Annotated in this window: 18 protein-coding genes; 12 read left to right on the top strand and 6 right to left on the bottom strand. The window is 70.1% G+C overall.

The features are described from left to right. Positions 1-79 precede the first annotated feature (79 nt). Positions 80-832, bottom strand: a complete 753-nt coding sequence (locus tag SM116_RS17570; protein ID WP_320942257.1) for an IclR family transcriptional regulator — start codon at positions 830-832, stop codon at positions 80-82. Between the two features lie 133 nt (positions 833-965). Between SM116_RS17570 and SM116_RS17565 the strand changes: the two genes are divergently transcribed. Both SM116_RS17565 and SM116_RS17560 read left to right on the top strand, forming a co-directional pair. Then, on the top strand, positions 966-2,135 hold the full coding sequence (locus SM116_RS17565) for a thiolase family protein (RefSeq protein WP_320942256.1): 1,170 nt from the start codon (positions 966-968) through the stop codon (positions 2,133-2,135). 127 nt (positions 2,136-2,262) lie between these two features. Further along, positions 2,263-2,799, top strand: a complete 537-nt coding sequence (locus SM116_RS17560) for an EXPERA domain-containing protein (protein WP_320942255.1) — start codon at positions 2,263-2,265, stop codon at positions 2,797-2,799. On the opposite strand, the gene SM116_RS17555 is transcribed toward SM116_RS17560, so the two are convergent. Continuing rightward, positions 2,800-3,588, bottom strand: coding sequence for an SDR family NAD(P)-dependent oxidoreductase (locus SM116_RS17555; RefSeq protein WP_320942254.1), 789 nt, complete (start codon positions 3,586-3,588; stop codon positions 2,800-2,802). Between the two features lie 305 nt (positions 3,589-3,893). On the opposite strand from SM116_RS17555, the gene SM116_RS17550 reads away from it, so the two are divergent. Together SM116_RS17550 and SM116_RS17545 are read left to right on the top strand one after the other, a co-directional pair. Then, positions 3,894-5,312 carry an HNH endonuclease gene (locus tag SM116_RS17550; protein WP_320942253.1) on the top strand — a complete coding sequence of 473 codons (1,419 nt, stop codon included), beginning with the start codon at positions 3,894-3,896 and terminating at the stop codon, positions 5,310-5,312. Between the two features lie 246 nt (positions 5,313-5,558). Further along, entirely contained in the window at positions 5,559-5,843 is a 285-nt protein-coding gene (locus tag SM116_RS17545; RefSeq protein WP_320942252.1) for a hypothetical protein, read from the top strand. 37 nt (positions 5,844-5,880) lie between these two features. On the opposite strand, the gene SM116_RS17540 is transcribed toward SM116_RS17545, so the two are convergent. Continuing rightward, positions 5,881-6,495, bottom strand: a complete 615-nt coding sequence (locus tag SM116_RS17540) for a ribonuclease H family protein (protein WP_320942251.1) — start codon at positions 6,493-6,495, stop codon at positions 5,881-5,883. A gap of 455 nt (positions 6,496-6,950) precedes the next feature. Between SM116_RS17540 and SM116_RS17535 the strand changes: the two genes are divergently transcribed. From SM116_RS17535 to SM116_RS17505, 7 genes are all read left to right on the top strand, one after another. Next, positions 6,951-7,937: an ABC transporter substrate-binding protein gene (locus tag SM116_RS17535; protein WP_320942250.1), complete on the top strand. Its 987-nt coding sequence runs from the start codon at positions 6,951-6,953 to the stop codon at positions 7,935-7,937. Positions 7,938-7,994: 57 nt separating this feature from the next. Then, positions 7,995-9,557 carry a sugar ABC transporter ATP-binding protein gene (locus tag SM116_RS17530; protein WP_320942249.1) on the top strand — a complete coding sequence of 521 codons (1,563 nt, stop codon included), beginning with the start codon at positions 7,995-7,997 and terminating at the stop codon, positions 9,555-9,557. Continuing rightward, positions 9,554-10,648, top strand: a complete 1,095-nt coding sequence (locus SM116_RS17525; protein WP_320942248.1) for an ABC transporter permease — start codon at positions 9,554-9,556, stop codon at positions 10,646-10,648. Before SM116_RS17530 ends, SM116_RS17525 begins: the two co-directional genes overlap by 4 nt. Next, positions 10,645-11,664: an ABC transporter permease subunit gene (locus SM116_RS17520; RefSeq protein WP_320942247.1), complete on the top strand. Its 1,020-nt coding sequence runs from the start codon at positions 10,645-10,647 to the stop codon at positions 11,662-11,664. Before SM116_RS17525 ends, SM116_RS17520 begins: the two co-directional genes overlap by 4 nt. 45 nt (positions 11,665-11,709) lie before the next feature. Beyond that, on the top strand, positions 11,710-13,428 hold the full coding sequence (locus SM116_RS17515; protein WP_320942246.1) for a sugar ABC transporter ATP-binding protein: 1,719 nt from the start codon (positions 11,710-11,712) through the stop codon (positions 13,426-13,428). A gap of 1 nt (position 13,429) precedes the next feature. Further along, positions 13,430-14,449, top strand: coding sequence for a LacI family DNA-binding transcriptional regulator (locus SM116_RS17510; protein ID WP_320942245.1), 1,020 nt, complete (start codon positions 13,430-13,432; stop codon positions 14,447-14,449). 215 nt (positions 14,450-14,664) lie between these two features. Further along, on the top strand, positions 14,665-15,156 hold the full coding sequence (locus SM116_RS17505) for an FBP domain-containing protein (protein ID WP_320942244.1): 492 nt from the start codon (positions 14,665-14,667) through the stop codon (positions 15,154-15,156). Positions 15,157-15,171: 15 nt separating this feature from the next. On the opposite strand, the gene SM116_RS17500 is transcribed toward SM116_RS17505, so the two are convergent. Together SM116_RS17500 and SM116_RS17495 are read right to left on the bottom strand one after the other, a co-directional pair. Then, positions 15,172-15,924 (bottom strand): ABC transporter permease, encoded by a 753-nt coding sequence (locus SM116_RS17500; RefSeq protein ID WP_320942243.1) that lies wholly within the window; start codon positions 15,922-15,924, stop codon positions 15,172-15,174. A gap of 1 nt (position 15,925) precedes the next feature. After that, positions 15,926-18,517 carry a glycosyltransferase gene (locus tag SM116_RS17495; protein WP_320942242.1) on the bottom strand — a complete coding sequence of 864 codons (2,592 nt, stop codon included), beginning with the start codon at positions 18,515-18,517 and terminating at the stop codon, positions 15,926-15,928. Between the two features lie 124 nt (positions 18,518-18,641). Between SM116_RS17495 and SM116_RS17490 the strand changes: the two genes are divergently transcribed. Further along, entirely contained in the window at positions 18,642-20,342 is a 1,701-nt protein-coding gene (locus tag SM116_RS17490) for a glycosyltransferase family 39 protein (RefSeq protein ID WP_320942241.1), read from the top strand. Between the two features lie 10 nt (positions 20,343-20,352). Here SM116_RS17490 and SM116_RS17485 read toward each other — a convergent pair whose 3' ends face one another. Continuing rightward, positions 20,353-21,753 (bottom strand): aspartate aminotransferase family protein, encoded by a 1,401-nt coding sequence (locus SM116_RS17485; protein WP_320942240.1) that lies wholly within the window; start codon positions 21,751-21,753, stop codon positions 20,353-20,355. Between the last annotated feature and the right edge of the window lie 6 nt (positions 21,754-21,759).

The following is a 21,759-nucleotide window of genomic DNA, read 5'->3' as shown; positions in this document are numbered from 1 at the left end:
GGGGCTGTTCTCATTCAACGGGAACAGTTGTCCAGCCCGGCGTCCGATTCGGGCCGCTGGAAGGCTCAGCGGTGGTCGCTCAGCCGTGGTCGCGCAGCGCGGCGGCGATCTCGCGGGCAGCGCCGTGCAGCTCCACGAGCGGCGGGTCGACCGCCGCATCCCGCGGCAGCACGGCCGAGAGCGCCGCGATCACCGTCCCGGTCTCGTCGCGGATGGGCACCGCGGCGCCGGTCGAGACCGCCTCGATGTACCCGGGGGCGATCGCGTGGCCGAGCCGGCGCACCTCGGCGAGCTTGCGGCGCAGGGCGCCGGCATCCGTGAGCGTCTCGCGCGAGACGGGAGCGAGGGGAGCCGCGAGGATCCGCTCCTGCAGCTCGCGGCTTCCGAACGCGAGGAGCACGAGCCCCGACGACGATGCGTGGAGGGGGAGGCGCCCGGCCACGCGCGTGACGTTCGCGCCCGAGTCGGGGCTCGAGAGCCGCTCGAGGAAGAGCGCCTCGTCCTGCTCGAGGATCGCCAGCTGCGTGTGCTCGTGGATGCGGGCCTGCACGCGCTCCATCGACGGCATGGCCGCCTGCCGCAGGCGCAGGGCCTGCGAGGAGCGGGTCGCGAGCTCCCACAGGCGCATGCCGATGCGGATGCGCCGGTCCTCGTCGCGCTCGAGCAGCCCCGCCTCGACGAGCTCGCCGACGAGCCGGTGCGCCGTCGACGTCGGCAGTCCGGCACGGCGTCCGATCTCCGCCGCCGTCTGCACCGTGCGGGTCGGCGTGAAGGTCTCGAGCACCCGGAGCAGTCGGTCGGTGACCGAATCGCCCGACGGGGAATTCGCCATGGCTCCAGGATGACAGCATCCGCCGCCGAATCCCATTGGATGGGAATCCACTGCCCTCGGGCGCGGGTAGCCTGAAACCGGTCGCTGAGCGCCCACCGTCGCAGCGCCGCGAATCCCCGAAGGAGAACCCGACATGACCACATCCTTCGTCTTCGACGCGGTGCGCACGCCGTTCGGTCGTGCCGGCGGCGCCCTGTCGGGGGTGCGCCCCGACGACCTGGCGGCGGTCGTGATGCGGTCGATCGTGGAGCGCACCGGCCTGGACCCGGCGCGGATCGACGATGTGGTCTTCGGAGACGCGAATCAGGCGGGGGAGGACAACCGGAACATCGGCCGGATGGGCGCGCTGCTGGCGGGGTTTCCGACGAGTGTGACCGGGGTGACGGTCAATCGGCTGTGCGCGTCGAGCGTCGAGGCCGTGATCCAGGGGTCCCGCGCGATCGAGACGGGTGATGCCGAGATCGTCCTGGCCGGCGGGGTGGAGTCGATGAGTCGTGCCCCGTTCGTCGTGGAGAAGTCGCCGCGGGCGTGGCCGTCGGTCGGCAACCAGACGCTGTGGAACACGTCGATCGGCTGGCGGATGGTGAACCCTGCGCTGCCGCGGCACTGGACGATCTCCAACGGCGAGTCGGCGGAGAAGATCGCTCGCGCGTGGGGGATCGGCCGCGGGGCGCAGGACGGGTTCGCGGTCCGCTCGCACCGGCTCGCCGCTGCCGCGTGGGCTGAGGGCGTGTACGACTCCGAGATCGTGCAGGTCCCCGGCGCCGAGCTGGCGCGGGATGAGGGCATCCGCGACGACACGTCGGTGGAGGTCCTCGCGGGGCTTCGGGCGCTGTTCGCCTCCGACGGCAGCGTGACCGCGGGCAACTCGTCGCCCATCAACGACGGGGCCTCGGCCGTGCTGCTGGGTGCGGAAGGGGTGGTGGATGCCGAGCCCCTCGCCCGCATCGCCTCCCGGGCGTCGCACGGCGTGGACCCGGACATGTTCCCGATCGCCCCCATCGAGGCGGCGAACAAGGCGCTCGCCCGCGCGGGGTACACGTGGGCCGACGTCGACCTGGTCGAGCTCAATGAGGCGTTCGCATCCCAGTCCCTCGCCTGCATCCAGGGGTGGCCCGATCTCGACCCGGAGAAGGTGAACATCCACGGTGGTGCCCTGGCGATCGGCCACCCACTCGGCGCCTCCGGCGGCCGCATCATCGGCCACGCGGCTCACGAGCTCGCCCGCCGCGGATCGGGCGTCGCGGTCGCCGCGATCTGCATCGGCGTCGGTCAGGGCCTCGCCGTCGTCCTGGACCGCTGACGGCCCCCTGACGGACCCCTCCGGTCCCCGAGCCTGTCGAGGGGCCGCGCGTCCGCTGATCGTGGTGCGACCCCTCGACAAGCTCGGGGACCGTCCCGGCCATTGAGCCGACCGCTACGCTCTGCGCGTGACCTCACCGACGACCGACGCATCCACCGAGCCCTGCCGCCCTGCGAACCTCCCGCTGCGGGCGCGACCGTTCGACTGCGTGTTCATCGTCGTGTTCTCGCTGTTCACGGTCACGAGCATGATCAGCGACATGCTGCCGACGCTCGGCATCCCGTTCTCGCATCCGTCCCCGAACTTCTTCGTGAACTCCAACTGGTGGTACGCCCACGACACCGACCCGCTGTTCCTGCACCCGCCGGTATGGATGCGGCTCGTGACCGGCCTGTCGGCGTTCGTCTACCCGGTGTTCTACGTGACCCTGGTGATCTCGCTCGTGAAGGGCTGGAACTGGATCCAGCTGCCCTCGGTGATCTACGCGACGATGATCGCCACGATCACGGGAGTGGTCGTCTTCGGTGTGGAGTTCTTCGGCGAGCCGCAGTGGGTGACGCCGAACCCGCTGAAGTTCCTGGCGTTCAACCTGCCGTACGTGCTGCTGCCGATCCTCCTGCTCGTGCGGATGCGCCGGCCCTTCCCGTTCGCACGCCGGTTCTGACTAGGAGAGGATGCGCGCGGCCATCGCGGTGGCGGTGCGTCGCGGCGCGAGGCGGGTGAGGCCCTGCAGCAGCTTGTTGCGTCCGCCCGACGTGACGCTGCCGACCTTGCCTCCGTCGAGCGCCCTGAAAGTCGTCGCGATGACCTGATCGGGAGTCTGCGAGCCGTCCGGGGTCATGCGCTCCGCGTGCAGGCCGGAGACCTCACGGAACTCCGTCGCCGTCGCCCCGGGACAGACGGCGAGCACCTGCACCCCCTTCGGGTGCACCTCGTAGGCGAGCGCCTCGGTGAACGAGAGCACGAACGCCTTGGTCGCGCCGTAGACGGCCATCGTCGGGCACGGCGAGAAGGCGCCGGTGCTCGCGATGTTCACGACGATGCCGGTGCCTGCAGCGACCATCGCGGGCAGGAACTCGCGGGTCAGAGCGACGAGCGCGTTCACGTTGAGGTCGATCATCTCAGCGGTGCGCTCGGCATCCGCCTCGAGGAAGGCGTCGTGCAGACCGAAGCCCGCGTTGTTGACGAGGGCGTGCACGTGGATGCCGCGAGCCTCGACATCCGCGCGCAGCTTCGCCGCGGCGCCCGCAGCCGCCAGGTCGGCCGGGATCACGGTCGCGGTGACCCCGTACCTGGACGACAGCCGGTCGGCGAGCTCGCGCAGGCGGTCCTCACGGCGGGCGACGAGCACGACGTCGGCGCCTCGTCGGGCGAACTCCGTGGCGTAGGCGGTGCCGAGGCCGGAGCTGGCGCCGGTGACGAGGGCGGTCGTGCCCGTGAGCTGAAGTGTCATGCATCCAAGGTACGAGCGCAGTGAGACGAAATGTGTCGTGCCCCGGTCGTTGAGCGAGCGGCCGGCGTTGCCCCCCGGTCGTTGAGCGAGGGGCGAGTGTTGCCCCCCGTCGTTGAGCGAGCGGAGCGAGACGAAACGGGTTGCCTGTTCGGGTCGTGCCCCGGTCGTTGAGCGAGCGGCCGGCGTTGCCCCCCGATCGTTGAGCGAGCGGAGCGAGACGAAACGGGTCGCCCCCGAACGCTGGGGCACCCACTCCACTAGAACAAATATTTGAATCTAGCCTCGAACATATGTACTATAGACGCATGGACTCACCTCTGACCGGTCTGTCCGCAGCGCTGGCCGCTGCGGAGGCTGCTTGGGGTCCTCGGCAGGACGCGATGGAGCTCCCAGAGCCAGACCTCATCGCGGTGAACGACGCGCTTGGACTGCTTCGACGCCGACTGGATGCCGTCCATGCCGCGGTCGCCTCGCAGATCGCACGCGCCTCGAGCGTGGATCTGGGTGCGGACGCACTTGCGAAGAAGCAGGGTCACCGGTCTCCCACGGCGCTCATCGCGGCGACGAGCGGCACGTCGACGGCGGATGCTGCGCGCCTCCTGCGGATCGGCGACGCCACGGCACCGCGCGCAGTCTTCGGCGACACCATGCCTGCTCGGCGGCCGGCCGTCGCCGAGGCGCTCAAGACCGGTGAGATCGGCGCGCAAGCGGCCGATGCGATCATCGCCCTTCTGGACAAGGTGGGCCGCCGGGCGACACGGGCTGGCGTGGATGCCGCTGAGCGCACACTGGTCGATCAGGCGGCGGGGTTGTCGCTCGATCAGCTGCGGAAGATCCTCCTCCGCGCGGAGGCGCAGCTCGATCCGCAGGGTGTCGCGTCTCGGGAGGCCGAGCTTCGTGACGCGCGTTCGCTCCGCGTCTATCAGCGCGATGGGCTGGTCCACCTCAATGGCGTCTTCGACTCTGAAACGGCTTCGCCCATCGTGACCGCCATCGAAGCCCTCGTGAGCGCTGACTTCCGATCGGGGGACGACCCCCGCCCGGCGAACCGTGCAGCAGACGGCTTCGTTTCGGGAATCCCGGACGAGTCCCAGCCACGACCGGAGGGGGAGACCGCGCCACGGACTCTTCCACAACGGCAGGCCGACGCCCTCGCGCTCCTCGCGCGGCACTATCTTGCCTGCGCCCACACCGAACAGCCCGTGGCCGGTGCGACAGTCATCGTGCGGATCACGCTCCAAGAGCTGCTCACGGAGACCGGTGCGGCGACGATCGACGGAATCGATCAGCCCGTCACGGCCAGTACGGCGCGGCGCATGGCGGCGGGCGGAGGCGTCATCGCCGCCGTATTCGAAGCCCACAGCGAACTCCTGGACTGGGGTCGTGAGAAGAGGTTCGCGACCCGCGCGCAGCGCCTCGCACTCGTCGAGCGGGATGGTGGCTGTGCGATGTGTGGGGCTCCTCCCGGCATCACGAGAGCGCACCACATCCGGTGGTGGACGCGCGACGCCGGTCCGACAGACCTCGCCAATCTCGTGCTCCTGTGCGAGGCCTGCCATCACCGAATTCACGACAACGGGCTGGGACGTTCTGATCGATGGTCGAGGTGTGGCCGCCGCGGTGTGGTTCCTGCCGCCCGCCCACGCAGATCCGGCCCGAACGCCTCGCCTCGGCGGACGTCAGCGATTCGACTATGCAGCCTGACCAGGACTGCTCCGCGGTGACGACTGCGGCGATGCGCGCGAGCACATCCGGCCAGCCGCGGCCCATGCCTGCGAACGCCGTGCGGCGGAGCGGCGTCGACTGGTCGAGGCGGTCGTGCACGAGGAGCAGCCGCGTGCCCGCACGCCTCGGATCGAGGCGCCACGTCAGAGTCGAGTCGAGGACGCCCTCGCCTATCGCACGCGGGTATCAGGGAGATGCTCGCGCGCCTCCTGATCGATGACACGCCATCGGAGCGGAGGTGCATCATGACGACGCTGTCGATCACTCGCGGGAAGGCCAAGGCACCGGCCCCGACCATGCCCGCGCCCGTCGCGCCCGCGACAACGCAGCCGACCAGCGAGGCCGACCGGATGAAGCTCTGGATGACGCTCATCATCGGCGTCCTCGTGATCGCGCTCGCGAGCATCGTGGCAGCGGTGGTGCTGATCCTCATGGGGAAGTCCGACCTGGCCTCGGGCGCATGGCCCATCGCCACTGCCGCCGTCGCCGGCATCGTGGGACTCTTCGCGAAGAGCCCCACGGCCGGCTGAGGAGTGCCTCCGGCTGAGGAGTGCCTCCGGCTGTGGCTCAGCGCGACTTCTTGGGAGCAGTCGACACGTCGATGCGCTCCTGCGCGCCGAGCGACGACCAGATGCTCTCGGTTCCCTTCTCGGCATGGGCCGCGGCACGCACCGCGCGTTCGTCCGCCCACTCGTTGAGCACGTGCCCGGCGTGGCCGCGCACGTGCTCCAGGACGGCCTCAGGGAGTCCCGCATCCTTCCGAGCGTCGCGGGCCTCCATCAGCTGCTCGAGGATCTGGCGGTTCTTGACCGGAGACCCGGATGCCGTCTTCCACCCGCGGCGGGCATGCCCTGACATCCACTTCGTGTAGGTGTCGATCGCGTACCGGGAATCCGCCTGGATCACGAGGTCGCGCACGTCGGCGTGGTCGCGCAGCGCGTAAAGCAGGGCGAGCAGCTCGCCGATGTTGTTGGTCCCCGAGATGAGAGACCCCGCGGCCCAGTGTCCGTCCTCGCCGACCCAGGCCCAGCCGGTCGGCCCGGGGTTGCCCTTGCAGGCGCCGTCTGTGGCGACGGTGTACTTGTCGCCGCTTTCGCGCACGGTGCTGTACCCGTCGCCGCTCTCGGGGACGGTGGGGTACCCGTCGCCGCTCTTTCGCGCGCTGGTGTCGCTGCTGGTCATCGTCGGTGTCCTCCGCATCCATCGTGCCGGATGCGGAGACCCGGAACCGCCGCGGAGCCGTCGATCGGCCGCCCGATCAGCCGGGAACCGACGACGCACAGCCGTGCACGCAGCCGGAAACAGGCGATGCGCAGCCGTGCACGCAGCCGGGAACCGGCGTTGCGCACGCGTGCGCGGCGATTCCGGCCGCGCGGCGAGAACAGCACGGCGCCGCCGAAGGGCACGCCGCACGGAAATCTGCCGCGGTGTGATCGCTCACGGAAGGCACCGCCCCAGGCTGGCGACCCGCGGAAACCCGCGCGCGGCACCGGAGAGTGTGACATCCTCGTTACCAAACTGTTACCGCTAACATCTTGTATGTGATGGGAATGTGAAGGCTAACATTCTGAATCACGGACCTCGGCGTCCGCACAGCACATCCGGCACAGGGGCCGGATCTAACAAGGAGGTTTGCAGTGAAGAAGGGCATCATCGCGGGGCTCGCGCTGCTGGGCGTCGTGGCGCTCGCGGCGACGGGGTGCTCCGGCGCAGCCGACGCCAGCAACAAGGGCGGCAGCGGCTCCAACGGCAAGGTCATCACGGTGGGCTTCGCCCAGACCGGATCCGAGAGCGGCTGGCGCAGCGCCAACACGGAGTCCATGAAGGACGCCTTCTCGGCCAAGAACGGCTTCAAGCTGATCTTCAACGCCGCCGACAACAAGCCGGAGAACCAGATCGCGGCCGTCCGCAGCTTCATCAACCAGGGCGTCGACGCCATCGTCATCGCTCCGGTGGTCACCACCGGCTGGGACGACGTGCTGAAAGAGGCCAAGGACGCGGACATCCCCGTCATCCTCGAAGACCGCACGATCGACGGCAGCAGCGACCTCTACAAGGCGTGGATCGGCGACGACTTCAAGAAGGAGGGCGAGACCGCCGGAGCCTGGGCCAAGACGAACCTCGGTGACAAGGCGACCAACATGGTCGTGCTCGAGGGCACGACGGGCTCGGCTCCCGCCATCGACCGCTCGACCGGCTTCAGCTCCGCCATCTCGGGCACCCAGATCAAGACGCTCGACTCCCAGACGGGCAACTTCACACGCGCCGACGGCAAGACCGTCATGGAGGGCTTCCTGCAGAAGTACGGCAAGGACATCAACCTCCTGTTCGCGCAGAACGACGACATGGGCCTGGGCGCGCTCGATGCCATCAAGGCGGCCGGCCTGACCCCCGGCAAGGACATCCAGATCGTCACGATCGACGGCACGCACGACGGCCTGCAGGCCCTCGCGGACGGCCAGTTCAACTACGTCGTCGAGTGCAACCCGCTGCTCGGCCCGACCGTGGCGAAGACCGTCAAGGACGTCCTGGCAGGCAAGGCGGTCGAGAAGAAGCAGACCGCGACCGACCAGGCCTTCGACCAGGAGCAGGCCAAGCAGGCCCTGCCCACCCGCAAGTACTGAGCACACCGGGGAGGGCGCGCACGCCGCGTCCTCCCCGCACTCGTGAGAAAGGCAGTCATGGTCAGCGACGACCGCCGCAGCGTCATCCGGATGCGTGGCATCACGATCGAATTCCCCGGCGTCAAGGCGCTGCAGGAGGTCGACTTCAGCCTCCGCGCCGGTGAGGTGCACACCCTCATGGGTGAGAACGGCGCCGGCAAGTCCACGCTCATCAAGGCGCTGACCGGCGTCTACCGCATCGACGGCGGCACGATCGAGGTCGACGGCGAGCGCCGGGTCTTCGGCGGGACGGCGGATGCGCAGGATGCCGGCGTCTGGACCGTATACCAGGAGGTCAACCTCTGCGCGAACCTCTCGGTCGGTGAGAACGTCATGCTCGGCCAGGAGATCCGCGGCGCGTTCGGCATCGACTGGCGTCGCACGCACGCGGCCGCCCGCTCGCACCTCGAGGGGCTCGGCCTCACGATCGACCCGCGCTCGCCGCTGGCCAGCCACTCGCTCGCCGTCCAGCAGCTGGTCGCGATCAGCCGAGCCATGGTCTCGGACTGCAAGGTGCTCGTCCTGGACGAGCCGACCTCGAGCCTCGACCGCGGCGAGGTCGAGCAGCTGTTCGCCGTGATGCGCGACCTGCGCGATCGCGGCGTCGCCATCCTGTTCGTCACGCACTTCCTCGACCAGGTCTACGAGATCTCGGATCGCTTGACCGTGCTGCGCAACGGCCGCCTCGTCGGCGAGTACCCGGCTGCGGAGCTCGAGCGCACCCAGCTGGTCGCGCTCATGCTCGGCCGCGAGCTCGACGAGCTCGAGTCCATCGACGCCGCGGAGCGGATCATCGATCGCCACGGAGCTCCCGTGCTTCGCGCGACGGGCGTCGGCAAGCGCGGCTCGATCCAGCCTGTCGACCTCGACGTCTTCGACGGGGAGGTCGTCGGCATCGCCGGCCTTCTCGGCTCCGGGCGCACGGAGCTCGTGCGCCTCCTCTACGGCGCAGATCGGGCGGATGCCGGCGAGATCGAGGTCCACGGCGACCCGGTGCGCATCGGCAGGCCGCGCGACGCCATCGGCGCGCGCATCGCCTTCACGTCGGAGGACCGCCGGGAGGAGGGCATCGTCGGCGACCTCACCGTCGCCGAGAACATCGTGCTCGGCATCCAGGCCCAGCGCGGCTGGCTCCGCAAGGTGAGCAGGTCGGAGCAGGATGCCGTCGTCTCGGAGTACATCTCGGCGCTCGGCATCCGTCCCGCCGATCCGAACGCCCGCGTTCGCAACCTGTCGGGCGGCAACCAGCAGAAGGTCGTCCTCGCCCGCTGGCTCGCCACCGCCCCTGAACTGCTGATCCTCGACGAGCCCACGCGCGGGATCGACGTCGGCGCGAAGGCCGACATCCAGCGGCTCGTGGCCCGCCTCTCGGCCGAGGGGATGTCGGTCCTGTACATCTCGTCCGAGCTCGAGGAGGTGCTGCGTCTCGCGCAGCGCATCGTCGTGATGCGCGATCGCCGTAAGATCGGCGAACTGACCACCACCGCCGACACGGATGTCGACGACCTCGTCGCCATCATCGCGCAGGGCGATGCGGCGCTCCCGGATACCGCAGCGCGTCTGAAGGAGGACGCCGCATGAAGCTGAAGAAGATCATCACGCACCGGCTCGCGCTGCCGATCGGCGCGCTGCTGGCCCTCGTGCTGCTGAACACGATCGCCCGCCCCTCGTTCCTGAGCATCACCGTCCGCGACGGGCAGCTCTACGGCTCGATCGTCGACATCCTGCGCAACAGCTCGCCGCTGATGCTCGTGTCGCTCGGCATGATGATCGTCATCGCCACACGCGGCATCGACCTCTCGGTCGGCGCGCTGATGGCGGTGTCGGGCGCCGTGAGCCTCACCATCATCAAGGCGTCACCGCGACCCGATGACCTCGGGGTACTCGCCGTCGCGATCGTCGCCGGCGTCCTGACGACCCTGTTCCTCGGGGTGTGGAACGGCTTCCTCGTCTCGGTGCTCGGCATCCAGCCGATCATCGCGACGCTCGTGCTGATGCTCGCCGGCCGCGGCATCGCGCTCCTGATCACGCAGGGCTACATCACGACGATCAACAGCGTCCCGTATCAGTTCATGGCGCAGGGATACGTGTTCGGGATGCCGTTCGCCTTCCTCGTGGCGGTGGCCGTCATCGTCATCGTGGCCCTCGTCGAGCGCCGCACGGCACTCGGCATGCTGACCGAGGCGGTCGGCATCAACCCGACGGCGAGCCGCATCGCCGGCGTCCGGTCGCGGGGGATCATCTGGGGCGCCTACGCCGCGAGCGGCCTTCTCGCCGGCATGGCGGGAGTGCTCTACAGCTCGAACATCATGGCCGCCGACGCCAACGCGGCGGGGCTCAACATCGAGGTCGACGCGATCCTCGCCGTCGTGCTCGGCGGCACGCTGCTCACCGGCGGCCGGTTCACCATCGCGGGAACCGTCATCGGGGTCTACACGATCCAGACCCTCACCTCCACGATCACGTTCCTCGGCGTGCCGCCGGCCGTGACGCCGGTGTTCAAGGCAGCGGTCATCGTCATCGTCTGCCTTGCGCAGTCCGCGCGTGTGCGGTCGTGGTTCCGCTCGCGCCGCAGCCAGCGCACTCAGACCCCGACATCCACCCCCGCACCCGTGGGAGACAGCGAACAGACGCCGGCGCTCGTCGGCGCAGGCGAAGGGAAGGCGCGATGAGCGCGACGACCGCGACCACCCCTCCCGTCGAGGGCTTCGCCTCGGGACTGCGCTCCTTCGGCTCCAGGCACAGCGGGTGGGTCCCCGTCATCGCGGCGGTGGCGATCTTCCTCGCGATGCTGCTGGCCGGCCAGCTGTACTTCGGCACCTTCGTGTCGCCGCGCCTGCTGTCCTCGCTCTTCCTCGACAACGCGTATCTGCTGATCCTCGCGGTCGGCATGACCTTCGTCATCCTCACCGGGGGCATCGACCTCTCGGTCGGATCGGTCATGGCCTTCACCGGCATCCTGGGAGCGCGGCTCCTGCACGACGGGATCCCGGTGGCCGTCGTCATCCCGATCATGATCGTGAGCGGCGCCGTCATCGGGTCGATGACCGGCGTGCTCGTGCAGGTCTTCGACGTGCAGCCGTTCATCGCCTCGCTCGCGGCGATGTTCCTCGCCCGCGGCCTGTCGTTCGTCGTCAGCCTCGAGGCCATCCAGGTGTCGAACCCGGTGTTCGCCTGGATCCAGTCCGCACGCTTCAAGGCACCCGGCGGCTGGTACATCACCCCGAGCGTCATCCTCTCGCTCGTCGCGGTCGGCGTCGCGCTGTGGGTGCTCAGCCGCACGCGCTTCGGCCGCACGGTGTACGCAGTCGGCGGCAACGAGCAGTCGGCTCGCCTCATGGGGCTCCCGGTCGCCCGCGCCAAGTTCCTCGTCTACGTCATCAGCGGCATGTGCGCCGGTATCGCCGGGGTCGTCTTCACCGCCTACACGGGCGCGGGTTACAGCCTGAACGGCATAGGCACCGAGCTCGACACGATCGCCGCCGTGGTCATCGGCGGGACGCTCCTCAGCGGCGGCAGCGGCTACGTGCTCGGGTCGCTGTTCGGCGTGCTCGTCTACGGCCTGATCAAGGTGGCGATCAGCTTCATGGGCGCCGACACGGCATGGATGCGGATCATCATCGGCATCCTGCTGCTCGTGTTCGTGGTGGTCCAGCGACTGATCGTCACCCGGACGCGCCGACGATGAGGAGGCGTGCACTGCGAGACGGTCCGCATCCGGCACGATAAGAGGATGCCGACGCCCGTGCCCGTCATCGAAGCCCTGGGAGCCACCGTGCGCTTCCAGGGCTCGACGGCGTTGGACGGGGTCGACTTCCGCATGTTCCCGGGCGAGGTGCACTCGCTCATGGGCGAGAACGGCGCCGGAAAGTCCACGCTCATCAAGGCGCTCACGGGAGCCCTCGCCCTCGACGCCGGCATCGTGCGGCTCGAGGGAGAGGCCGTCCGCTTCTCGTCGCCCGCGGAGGCCCAGCGCGCCGGTATCAGCACGGTCTACCAGGAGATCGACCTGCTGCCGAACCTCTCCGTCGCGGAGAACATCGCCCTCGGCCGCGAGCCTCGCCGGTGGGGCGGCATCGACTTCCGGCAGATGCGGAAGGACGCCGCATCCGTCCTCGCCGGCCTCGGCCTGCACATCGACCCGGCGTCCGCGCTCGGCTCGCACTCCCTGGCCGTCCAGCAGCTGGTCGCGATCGCTCGCGCCATCTCCACCGACGTCAAGGTGCTCGTGCTCGACGAGCCGACCTCGAGCCTCGACGTCGACGAGGTCGCCGAGCTCTTCCGCGTCATCCGCAAGCTCAAGAAGCGCGGTGTCGCGATCCTGTTCGTGTCGCACTTCCTCGATCAGGTCTACGAGATCTGCGACCGCGTCACGGTGCTGCGCAGCGGACGGCTCGTGGGGGAGTACCTCACGAAGGAGCTGCTGCGCATCGACCTCGTCGAGAAGATGCTCGGCCGCACCATCCCCGACCACCTGGCGCATCCGCGGTCCGAGACGCTCGACGACAGCGAGCGCTCGCTGCTGAGCGCGAGCGGGCTGACGGTCGGCACCGGCATCGTCGACGCGGACCTCGAGCTCGCAGAGGGCGAGGTCCTCGGCGTCGCGGGGCTGCTCGGCTCGGGTCGGACGGAACTCGCGCGGGCGCTCACCGGCGTCGACCGATTGGATGCCGGCATCCTGCGCATCGAGGGCACGCCGCGGCGCTTCGGCCGGCCGCGCCAGGCCGTGAACCTCGGCATCGTCTACTCGTCGGAGAACCGCCGCACCGAGGGCATCATCGGCGAGCTGAGCGTGCAGGACAACATCACGCTGTCGCTGCAGGCGCAGCGCGGCATCTGGCGGCGGCTGCGCCGATCGCGCCAGCGAGAGCTGGCCGCGAGCTGGGTCGAGGCACTCGGCATCCGTCCCGCCGATCTCGACCGACCGGCAGCGACCCTGTCCGGCGGCAATCAGCAGAAGGTGCTGCTGGCTCGGCTGCTCGCCCTGTCTCCGCGCCTGCTGGTGCTCGACGAGCCCACGCGCGGCATCGACGTCGGCGCCAAGGTCGAGATCCAGAACCTCGTCGGCGAGTTCGCCGACAACGGGCTCTCCGTCGTGTTCATCTCGGCGGAGCTCGAGGAGGTGCTGCGTGTCGGGCACCGGGTCGCGATCCTGCGCGGCGGCCGCGTCGTCGAGACCGTCGCCTCCGACGACCTCACCGTCGACTCGCTGCTCGCCATGGTCGCGCAGCCCGACGATGCGGAGGCATCGGCCGAGGGCGCGACCGCACGCCCGTCGGACGCGACCGCACGCCCGTCGGACGCGACCGCACGCCCGTCGGACGCGACCGCACGCCCGTCGGACGCGACCGCACGCCCGTCGGACGCGACCGCACGCCCGTCGGACGCGACCGCACCCCCGTCCGACGCTGCCGCACCTTCGTCCGCCGCGGCCGAGAACGACGAGGAGTGACGTGACCGACGACACGCCGGCGCGCGCCGCCAACATCTTCGACGTCGCCCGTCTCGCCGGGGTCTCCCACCAGACGGTGTCGCGCGTGATCAACGACCTGCCGAACGTGCGGCCGGCGACCCGGGCGCGCGTCGAGCAGGCGATCTCCCAGCTGCGGTACAGCCCGTCACCCGCCGCCCGGGCGCTCGTCACGCGGCGCACCCGCACGATCGGGCTCGTGACCCCCGGAGCGCTGGAGTACGGGCCGACGGCCATCGCGATGCACTTCAACGTCGCGGCGCGGGCCGCGCGCTACAACGTCGACACGGTCAGCGTCCTCGACGAGGACCCCGCCGTCGGGGTCCGCTCGGCGGTGGAGGGCCTGCTGCGCCAGCGCGTCGACGCGATCGTGCTCGTCGTGGTCGATCTCGCGGCGCTCGAGAGCGTCCGGGGCATCGACCTGTCGATCCCGGTCGTCGCCGCGGCGGCGACGCAGCGACGCAGCCGGCACCTCGTCTCGATCGACCAGTACCGGGGTGCGCGGCAAGCCGTGCGGCATCTCGCCGAGCTCGGGCACACCCGCATCCTGCACGTCGCGGGGCCCCCGCAGGCGCCCGACGCCGTCGAGCGCGTGCGCGGCTGGCGCGACGAGCTCGCGGCTCGGCGCCTGGAGATCGTCGAGCCGTCGGCGGGGGACTGGAGCGCGGCGAGCGGCTACCGCTTCGGCTCCAGCGTCGAGATCGCCCCGGGGACGGCCATCTTCGCCGCGAACGACCACATGTCCATCGGGCTGCTCTCGGCCCTGCGCGAGCGCGGCCTGCGCGTGCCGGAGGACGTCAGCGTCGTCGGTTTCGACGACGTCCCGGAGGCGGCGTTCCTGTACCCGCCGCTCACGACGATCCGCCAGGACTTCGCGGCCCTCGGCCACCTCATGATGCAGAAGGTGCTGCTCGCGGTCGAGGAGCCGGACACGCTCACCGAGGACACGCCGATCCCGACGCAGCTCGTCGTGCGTCAGTCGACGCGCACCGCGGGGGCCTGACCTTCTCCCGGCAGGTCGTGCGAGACTGGACGACGTGCTTTCTGCAGCTGAACTGCCCTTCGGGCGGGAGGAGGGGGTCGGCGGCGTCTTCGCCGGCATGAGATGACCCCGCTCCGCAGCGCACCGTGGCCGATCGTCGGCCCTCGGTGCGCGGCGTCGTCGTGCTCATCCCATCCCCGGGCCGATCGGGCCCACCCGCAGAAACAGGATCCTCCATGCACGCCCTCACCGAGAAGCAGCTTCGCGCCGCCTTCGTCAACGCCTCGCAGCGCGAGCGCACCGTCATGACGCTCCCCACCGCCTGGGCCGACCTCGACTGGGACGACCTCGACTACCTCGGCTGGCGCGATGCCAAGCTCGCGGGCGTCGGCTACGTCGTCGTCGAGCTCGACGGGCAGGCCGTCGGCATCCAGCTCCGCCGCGGCGAGTCCAAGCCGCGCACCCGTGCCCAGTGCTCGTGGTGCGAGGATGTCACCCTGCCGAACGACGTCGTCTTCTACGCCGCACGGCGCGCCGGGAAGTCGGGCCGCAACGGCAACACCGTCGGTACCCTCGTCTGCGAGGGCTTCGAGTGCCAGGTCAACGCCCGGCGCACGCCGCCCCCCGCCTACCTCGGGTATGACGTGGAGGCCGCGCGGCAGCGCCGCATCGAGACGATGCGCCTCAACGTCGCGAACTTCGTCCGCGACGTCCGCGACAGCGACTGAGACGGCGAGCGGGCGTCAGCGCACGGCCGTGGGCTTGACCTTCACCGGTCCGAGCCACAGCACCGTGAGCACCGCCGTGACCGCGCCCGCGGCCATGATCGATGCGAGCACGACGAGCTGGAATCGCCCCGCCTCGAGGGGCGAGATCCCGCCGAAGATCGCGCCGACGAAGGCGCCGGGCAGCACGACCAGCCCGGTCGTCTTCGTCTGGTCGATCGTGGGCACGAGCGCCTCTCGCACGGCACGCCGCGCCTGTTCCAGGGTGGACTGGCGCGGCGTGGCGCCGAGAGCCAGCCACGCCTCCACCTCGTCCCAGCGATCGACCGTCCCCGAGACGAAGTGGCGCCCGGTGAGCGTCGCGATCGACATCGAGTTGCCGATCACGATCGCACCGATCGCCAGGGCGTAGCGCGGGGTGAGCTGCAGCGCACCGCTCGTGAACACGACGGTCAGCGAGATCAGGATGCCGGCCGCCATCGACGACGCGGTCATCCCCGCGGTGCGGATCGTCCAGCCGATGCGGCGGGCGGCGACCGTCGAGGCGACGGAGAACATCACGACGAGCGCGAGCGCGATCCAGATCGAGCTCGAGATGATCCCGGTGAGGATGACGCTCAGGATGGCGAGCTGCAGCGCGCCGCGGAGGATCGCAGTGCTGGGCGACCAGGCCCCGCGCACGCGGAACGCCAACAGCACGCCCGTCGCCAGGGCGGCGAGCACCACCACCCCGACGACCGAGGGCAAGAGCGCCAGCAGCGTCGTCGTCATGTCAGTCCGCAGCGGCTCCGATCGGATCGGTGCGCGCGGCGTCCTCCGCCCGCGCGGCTGGGGGCGCGGCTGCGGCTCCGTGGATGACGGCGTCCAGTTCGCCGAGCACCTCGCGCACGTACGAGGGGATGTCGAGGTGGCTGGCGTCCACCTGGCCGTCCAGGTACGCGAGCATGCCGTCGCGCAGCGCCTCGTCGCTCTGCGCGACCGCGTGGATCGTGTCGTTGGGCAGTGCGTCGCGGACCGACGCGAACGACGTCGACACGATCGGCAGGTCACACAGCGCCGCCTCGAGCAGCACCATCGGCTGGCCCTCGTAGCGGCTCGAGAGCACGAAGCAGTCGGCCGCCGCCATGATGGCGAAGGGGTTGCTCTGCTCGCCGCCGAGGAACGCGGCATCCGTCAATCCGAGCTCCGAGATCAGCGCCTCGAGGTCGCCGGAGAGGGGACCGCCGCCCACGATCAGCAGCCGCGTGTCGGGGCGCTGCGCGTGCACCTTCGCGAACGCGCGCAGCAGGCGCGCCTGGTTCTTCTCCGGCGACAGCCTGCCGACCGTGACGAACCATTTCTCCGTCCGCGCGGGGTCGGCGAGCTGCGCGGCCCACGCCGGCGGCTCGATCTCCTCGTCCTCGTCGCCCTCCACGTCGTTCCAGAGATCGAGGACCGGCACGGCGCGGCCGCGTGCGACCCGCTCGACGTTCGGCAGGTTCCGGACTGTGACGAACCGGTCGGCGGGCGCATACTCCTCCAGCTCGGCGCGGTTGAGCTCGGTGAGCAGCGGCGAGACCGACACGAGCTTGTCGTACGAGTGGTACAGCGAGAACACGAGTCCGAGGCTGCGGAAGAACCGCTGCTTGCCGTCCACCGTGCGGCGGCGGTCGGCGGCCATCTCGTTGTGGAGCCAGATCGCCCGCGGCATGTCGGGGGATCGCAGGAGGAGGTTCGACCAGAAGGGGCTGTAGCCGCTGAAGTCCGCCAGCCAGTCGAACTGCGCGTCGCCGAGCACGCGGGTCCACTCGTCGTTCCACAGATCGGCGTGCCGGGTGTCCTCGTGCGGGTGCGGCGCGGTGCCCCGCCAGTCGTCGGCCTTCCGCCTCAGCTGGGCGACCTTCGATCCGTTCATGCCGCCGATGCGGAACACCTGGCGCACAGCGGGATGCACGTGCCGCTGGTTCTCGCGAAGTGTGCGCTTGCGCACGAGCGGCATGAGCGCCGTGACGTCGTATCTCTGGTGGTCGATCGCGTTCAGCAGGTTCAGCACCGAGGTCGTGATGCCGTTGGACTTCATGCCGCCGAGGAAGATCAGCAGGCGCTTGCGGCCGTCGGTGCGCGCGGCGCGGACGCGGTAGCCGTCGGTGCGGCCCCGGAACACGATGTCGACGACGCGGGATGCCGAATCCCCGTCGTCGTATCCCGTGAACCGGGCCTTCCAGTCCGCGTAGCCCGGCACGAGCTCCTCGCGGCCCTCCATCAGCGCGCGCAGGGCGATGCCCGCCTCGGTCGCGTCGGCGATGACGGGGCCGGGCAGCTCGTCGGCCGGGAAGTAGGTGCCGCGGTTGTCGTTGTAGTCTTCGGCGTCCGGCGTCAGGAAGACGATGGGCCGGCCGGTCGCGAGGTAGTCGAAGAAGATCGACGAGTAGTCCGTCACGAGGCCGGCTGCCGCACCCAGCAGCACGTTCGTCGGGATCGTGTTCGGCACGAGCAGCCGCTGGAGGTCCGGCCGCTGCGCGGCGAGGCCGTGTACGACCTGGTGGGTCTTCAGGAACACCCGGATGCCGGCGCCCAGCGCGGCCTGCAGGGCCGCGGTCTGCGCGGCCAGCGCGTCGAGGTCGTCGGCCGGGTCGCTGAACGACGTGCCGCGCCACGTGGGGGCGTACAGCACGATGGGCAGGTCGCCCGGCTCCAGGCCGTGCGCGCGCAGCGCGTCGCGGGTGCGCACATCCTCGCCCGGCGAGAGGAACTGCCGGTCGATGCGCGGGTAGCCCTCGGTGATGATCCGGCCGGGATACACGTTGTGCAGGCGGTAGGCGTCTTCATACATGCCCTCGGCCATGAAGTCGTTGGCGGCGAGGAGGTAGTCCGCCGAGAGGAAGTTCCGCAGCGTGTTCGCCGACTCGTATGCTCCGTCGGGCATGTCGAAGCCCATGTGCTTCAGCGGCGTGCCGTGCCACGTGTTCAGATACACCTGTCCGGGCCGCTTGCCGAACTGCGGCGGGAAGGTCGCGTTGTTCACGAGGTACTGGCTCGTCGACAGCGCCTTCCAGTACGCGCCGGATTCGCGCTTGACCATCCTCACCCGAGGGTGGTGGCGGAACTCTGCGGCGAAGGCGGCCTCGGCCGCCGCGTCATCCAGCGCCCAGATGTGCGTGAGGCGGCGGAAATCCGGATCATGCAGCAGCCGGCGGAAGATCGCCTCCGGGTTGCACAGCATCCCGTTGCCGGCGAACGACTCGTACAGCACCGTGTCCGGGCGCACCGGGCGTGACCGGTAGAACGCGTTGCGGTCGGCGGTGCCGGCGCGGCGCAGACGGCGTGCGTTCTTCGCGACGCGCTGCCAGGCGGTGTTGATCAGTCGGGCAGGGGAGGGCGGCATCCCCTCAGTCTTCCGCACCCACCTTGGAAAAGCCTCGGGCGCGCATCGCCGCCCCACCGCCGGGACATCGCTGCGTCCCGGCGGCTTTCAGCGTGCGTTAAGGCCGGTGTGGTGTCATCGATCAATGCCGATTGCTGAGGTGGGGCTCCTTCGGCGCGTGTCGCGCGCGTTGCGCGAGGCCCTGCCCGCGGTCGTCGTCGGCCTCGTCGCCTTCACCGTGGCGGTCGTCGGCTCGTGGATCCCGAACCTGTGGGGAGACGAGGCCGCGTCCCTGCTGTCCGCGGAGCGGTCGCTGCCGAGCCTGTGGTCGATGATCAACCACGTGGATGCCGTGCACGCCGGCTACTACGTGTTCCTGCACATCTGGATCTCGGCGTTCGGCGACAGCCCGTTCTCGATCCGGTTCCCGAGCGCGCTCGCCGCGGGTGTCGCCGCCGCGGGCATCGTCGTGCTCGTTCGGCGCTTCTCCTCCACGCCCTTCGCGGTCGTCGCGGGACTCGCGTGCGCCGTGCTGCCGCGCATGACATACGCGGGCGAGGAGGCGCGCTCGTATGCGATGACCGCCGCCATCGCGGTGTGGCTCACCGTGATCCTCGCCGCGACCGTCCGCCGCTCCCGCCACGGCGACCGGCTGGGCCCACGCGCCCGAGGCTCCGCGCAGCGCGGAGCGATGCGGGGAGAGGCGTGGGGATGGATCGGGTACGGCATCCTGCTGGCGCTCGGAACGCAGCTGTTCCTCTACCTCGCGATCATCCCCGTCGCGCATGCGATGTCGCTCGCGCTGCTGCGGTCGGCCCGCGTCGTGTGGCGGGCCTGGCTCAAGACCTGTGCGATCGCGGCGGCGGTCGCGCTCCCGTTCGTCGTGCTCGCCGCATCCGAGCACTCCCAGATCTCGTTCCTCGCGTACCGGGATGACGCGAGCCTCGGCGTCGTGCTTCCCGGCGCGTTCTTCTCCAGCGTGCCTCTCGCGTACCTCGGCTGGGGCCTGTCGCTCGTCGCCGTGATCGGCTTCACGGTGCGACGCATCCGTCGCGTCGCGTGGACGCCGTCCGACACGCTCGAGGCCCTCGTCCTGCCCTGGGCGTTCGCGCCGTTCATCCTGCTCGAGCTGCTGAACGCCGCGATCCCCGCCTTCACCTCGAGGTACCTCACGATGTGCGCGCCGGCCGTGGCGGTGGCGATCGTGCTCGGCGTGCGCGAGCTCGTGGTTCTCGTGCGCGAGGCGGCGCGGCGATCGGACGCCATGCGACGCCTGCGAGGCCCGGCGTTCCTCGCGACGGCGACCGGCGTGCTCCTCGCGATCGCGCTCGGCGGCCTCACCGCGCCGGTCTGGGCCGCGCAGCGGACTCCGTATTCGAAGAACAACAGCGACTGGTCCCAGATCAGCGACACGATCGGCGCCGAGGCCCGTCAGGGCGACGCGATCGTGTTCGACGAGGGCGTGCGGCCCTCGCGCAAGACGCGTCTCGCGATGCGCGCCTACCCCGCCGGCTTCGCGAATGTGAAGGACGTCAGCCTGTCGAAGCCCTACTACGACGTCGCGAACTGGGCGGATGCGACGCTTCCGATCGCGAAGGTCATCCAGCGGGGACGGCTGGCCGACGTCAGCCGCGTGTGGGTGGTCGAGTACGCCGATGCGACCTCGGTCGACACCTACGGCGTGAAGGAGATCGAGGCGACCGGCTTCATCCGCGTCGGCTCCGTGCGCCTGCACAGCAGCGAGATCTACCTGTACGAACGGGCGGGTGCGGCCATCACCGCATCCCGCCCGCTCGACTACGTCCCTTCACCCGCTCAGACCGACGACGGCAGCCTGCCGCACTGAGCGGTCGCCGTCAGAGCCTCGTCCACGCCTCCGTCAGCACGCCGCGCAGGATCTGGCCGATCTCCGCGAACTCGGACGGCCCGATCGTCAGCGGCGGAGCGAGCTGGATGACGGGGTCGCCGCGGTCGTCGGCGCGGCAGTACAGGCCCGCGTCGAACAGGGCCTTCGACAGGAATCCGCGCAGCAGGCGCTCGGCCTCGTCGTCGTCGAACGTCTCGCGGGTGTGCTTGTCCTTGACCAGCTCGATGCCGAAGAAGTAGCCGTCGCCGCGGACGTCGCCGACGATCGGGAGGTCGCTGAGGGACTCCAGCTCGGCGCGGAAGAGCGGGGAGTTCTCCCGCACGTGGGCGTTGAGACCCTCTTCCTCGAAGATGTCGAGGTTGGCGAGGGCGACGGCCGACGACACCGGGTGCCCGCCGAACGTGTACCCGTGGTAGAACGCGGTGTCGCCGTGCCGGAACGGCTCGTAGATCCTGTCGGAGATGATGGTGCCGCCGAGGGGCGCGTAGCCGCTCGTGACGCCCTTCGCGAACGTGATCATGTCGGGCTGGTAGCCGTACGCGTTGCACGCGAAGTATTCGCCGATACGACCGAAGGCGCAGATGACCTCGTCGCTGACGAGCAGCACGTCGTACTTGTCGCAGATCTCGCGCACGCGCTGGAAGTAGCCGGGGGGAGGGGGGAAGCATCCACCCGAGTTCTGCACCGGCTCCAGGAACACGGCGGCCACCGTCTCGGGGCCCTCGAAGAGGATCATCTCCTCGATGCGGTCGGCGGCCCAGACGCCGAACGCCTCGATGTCGTCGGCCGGCGCGCCCATCTCGGCCGCGCGGTAGAAGTTCGTGTTCGGCACGCGGAAGCCGCCCGGGGTGACGGGCTCGAACATGCCCTTGATGCCCGGCAGACCGGTGATGGCCAGTGCGCCCTGCGTCGTGCCGTGATACGAGATGGCCCGCGAGATCACCTTGTGCTTGGTGGGGCGGCCCTGCAGCTTCCAGTAGTACTTGGCGAGCTTGAAGGCGGTCTCGACCGCCTCACCGCCGCCCGTCGAGAAGAACACCCGGTTCAGGTCGCCCGGGGCGAGGCCGGCCAGGCGATCGGCCAGCTCGATGGCGGCCGGGTGCGCGTACGACCAGATCGGGAAGAAGGCGAGTTCCTCGGCCTGCTTCGCGGCGACGTCGGCGAGGCGCTTGCGGCCGTGGCCGGCGTTGACCACGAACAGGCCCGCCAGCCCGTCGATGTACCGCTTGCCGTTCGAGTCCCAGATGTGATGACCCTCGCCGCGGACGATGATGGGCACGCCGTCGCGCTCCATCGTGGACTGCCGCGAGAAGTGCATCCACAGATGCTCGCGGGCCATGGCCTGCAGTTCGGCGTCGGTACGGGCGACGGGTTCGGTTGTGAGCGACATGAAAGA

The sequence above is a fragment of the Microbacterium rhizosphaerae genome (assembly GCF_034120055.1).
Taxonomy (GTDB): Bacteria; Actinomycetota; Actinomycetes; order Actinomycetales; family Microbacteriaceae; genus Microbacterium; species Microbacterium rhizosphaerae.
The sequence above is the reverse complement of the archived record's forward strand: the minus strand, read 5'-3'. Positions and strand labels throughout refer to the sequence as shown.

What these genes read in the sequence shown, in the direction of transcription:
- SM116_RS17565 (WP_320942256.1), top strand. Translation starts at nt 966, where the DNA reads ATGACCACATCCTTCGTCTTCGACGCGGTGCGCACGCCGTTCGGTCGT.
- SM116_RS17550 (WP_320942253.1), top strand. Translation starts at nt 3,894, where the DNA reads ATGGACTCACCTCTGACCGGTCTGTCCGCAGCGCTGGCCGCTGCGGAG.
- SM116_RS17530 (WP_320942249.1), top strand. Translation starts at nt 7,995, where the DNA reads ATGGTCAGCGACGACCGCCGCAGCGTCATCCGGATGCGTGGCATCACG.
- SM116_RS17525 (WP_320942248.1), top strand. Translation starts at nt 9,554, where the DNA reads ATGAAGCTGAAGAAGATCATCACGCACCGGCTCGCGCTGCCGATCGGC.
- SM116_RS17520 (WP_320942247.1), top strand. Translation starts at nt 10,645, where the DNA reads ATGAGCGCGACGACCGCGACCACCCCTCCCGTCGAGGGCTTCGCCTCG.
- SM116_RS17540 (WP_320942251.1), bottom strand. Translation starts at nt 6,495, where the DNA reads ATGACCAGCAGCGACACCAGCGCGCGAAAGAGCGGCGACGGGTACCCC.
- SM116_RS17505 (WP_320942244.1), top strand. Translation starts at nt 14,665, where the DNA reads ATGCACGCCCTCACCGAGAAGCAGCTTCGCGCCGCCTTCGTCAACGCC.
- SM116_RS17545 (WP_320942252.1), top strand. Translation starts at nt 5,559, where the DNA reads ATGACGACGCTGTCGATCACTCGCGGGAAGGCCAAGGCACCGGCCCCG.
- SM116_RS17490 (WP_320942241.1), top strand. Translation starts at nt 18,642, where the DNA reads ATGCCGATTGCTGAGGTGGGGCTCCTTCGGCGCGTGTCGCGCGCGTTG.
- SM116_RS17570 (WP_320942257.1), bottom strand. Translation starts at nt 832, where the DNA reads ATGGCGAATTCCCCGTCGGGCGATTCGGTCACCGACCGACTGCTCCGG.
- SM116_RS17555 (WP_320942254.1), bottom strand. Translation starts at nt 3,588, where the DNA reads ATGACACTTCAGCTCACGGGCACGACCGCCCTCGTCACCGGCGCCAGC.
- SM116_RS17500 (WP_320942243.1), bottom strand. Translation starts at nt 15,924, where the DNA reads ATGACGACGACGCTGCTGGCGCTCTTGCCCTCGGTCGTCGGGGTGGTG.
- SM116_RS17515 (WP_320942246.1), top strand. Translation starts at nt 11,710, where the DNA reads ATGCCGACGCCCGTGCCCGTCATCGAAGCCCTGGGAGCCACCGTGCGC.
- SM116_RS17485 (WP_320942240.1), bottom strand. Translation starts at nt 21,753, where the DNA reads ATGTCGCTCACAACCGAACCCGTCGCCCGTACCGACGCCGAACTGCAG.
- SM116_RS17495 (WP_320942242.1), bottom strand. Translation starts at nt 18,517, where the DNA reads ATGCCGCCCTCCCCTGCCCGACTGATCAACACCGCCTGGCAGCGCGTC.